General features: G+C 67.9%; 2 protein-coding genes. Both read right to left on the bottom strand.

Annotated elements, in window-relative coordinates:
* Positions 1–279 (bottom strand): enoyl-CoA hydratase (locus tag JNK68_07890; GenBank protein ID MBL8540279.1); only part of this gene is annotated, 279 nt, incomplete at its 3' end.
* Positions 280–351: 72 nt separating this feature from the next.
* Positions 352–1,850, bottom strand: a 1,499-nt coding sequence (locus JNK68_07885) for a DUF3141 domain-containing protein (GenBank protein ID MBL8540278.1), incomplete at its 5' end; no start/stop codon positions are given.

The raw sequence follows: 1,850 nt of genomic DNA, 5'->3' as shown, positions 1-1,850 counted from the left end.
GGCGTAGCGCAGGGACTCGGCGACGATCGACGAGCCGGGGCCGGGCAATTGCGTGCCGACGAGGCGCGACAGCAGCGTGCCGCTCAACGCCGCGTGGGCCGGGCGCTTGCCGAGGGCACCGGGCGGGCTGACCCATTCCGCGTTGCCCGAGAGTACGGGGTCGCCGCTGACCGCCGCGAACAGCTTGAAGTCGTCGAGCGTGAGCGTCTGCGTCAGCGCGGCGGACGCGCCGATCGCAAGCTCGTCAAAGGTGTAGTTCTGGATGACGTCGTCGGGCATGGGGAAAGAATGCGTGCAGAAGATTACGGGCGAACGTGCGCCCGGGGGATGCCGCGCGAAGCGGTGATGAAATCAATCGTTCGCCACCTTGCGGCGGGCCGGTGCGGCGAGCATCTCCTCGATCTGCTGGAAACGCGCTTCCTGCTCTGCGGAAAGCGGTCCTTTCGCGCCGGCGACCGCGCGAGCGCTGGCGATCGCCCGCACGCGGTCCTTCGCGTCCCGGATGAGCTTGGGCAGCGCCGCGATGGCGCGCTCCTCGTCCGCGAGAAGGACGAACATCTGCTGCCGGATCGATTCCTTCAGCTCGGCGAGCGTGTGCTTCGGTCCGGCCGGCTGTTCCTTGCCGAGGCGGCGGATCAGATTGAAGGGACGCTCGTCGATCGCCTTGTTGTCCATCCCCGCCCACACCAGCAGGCGCACCCAGCCATCGAACGCAGTGCCGCCCTCGAACGGTGTATCGATCTCGCCCGCCCTCACGCGCGCGAGCTCCTCACGCAGGGAAACGACGGCGCGCGGCGAGTGCAGGGGATCGGCGTGGCCGTAGTGCCCGACCGCTGCGGCCACCCACGGCGACTCGGAAAGCACCCGGAAGACGCGATCGAGCCAGGCATCGCGCCCGCCGCGGTAGGCGTCGAGCGTGCGCTCCACGCTGTCGGACAGGCGCCGCTCGATCTGCGACAAGGGGTTGTCCGGCGTGACCGGCAGCCGCTGCGCGCGCACCATCTCGGCGAGCGATCTCACCGTCCACATCGCGGGGTTGAGGTCGGACAGGAGGTAGCGCCGCATGCGCTCGGGGTTCGTCATCTGCAGCAACTTCGCCGTCGCTTCGTTCGACATGGCCTTCACCCAGGGCGAGACGAACGCGTCGTACAGGCTCTGGTTGATCTCGGCCACACGCCGGAGCACACCGGAGGTTTCGCCGTCCTTGCGGCCCGCGTCGGAGTCGGCGAGGTCGGCGAGCTTGCGCGGCTCGAACCGGATCGAGTAGCGGCCGTCGACGAGATCGGGGTTCGCCGTTTCTCCCGGCGAGTCTTCGATGACGGCCTCATACAGGCCGGGCGGCAGCGTGTCGATCAGGTCGAGCGCGGAAACGGGATTGCCATCGTCCGCGGCAGACTTCGTGGACACGAAGATGCCGAGCAGCGTGGTGTCTTCGTGCAGACAGTAGACGATGACCTGTCGCCTCGCGACGAGTGCGGCATCGCTCTCGTAGAGATCCGTGATCCAGCCGAGCGCTTGCTGCGGCGGGGTGACAGTGTCGCCGCCGGAGGCGAACACGACGATGGGTGAACGGATGTTGCGCAGGTCCATCGCGAGCGCGCCCTCGGCGCTCGCCGGCGCGGCAGGGGCAGGTTGGCGGCCGACGAACAGGTTTTGCGCGATCCAGTCCATCTCTTCGCGGTTGAGCAGGAAATGGCCGCCCCACCAGCGCTCGAAATCGAGAAAGCGCGGACCTTCGGTGTCGACGTTGGCGTACAGGTTGTAGAGCTTCGTCCAGTAGGTGTTCGCTGGACTGAGACGCTGGAAGTTGGCCGCGAGCTGCGTCGCGTCGAGCGTGCCTCGGGCCAGGT

The organism is Betaproteobacteria bacterium, assembly GCA_016791345.1.
Lineage (GTDB): Bacteria > Pseudomonadota > Gammaproteobacteria > Burkholderiales > JAEUMW01 > JAEUMW01.
Note: the sequence above shows the minus strand (reverse complement) of the source record. Positions and strands in the feature narration are given on the sequence as shown.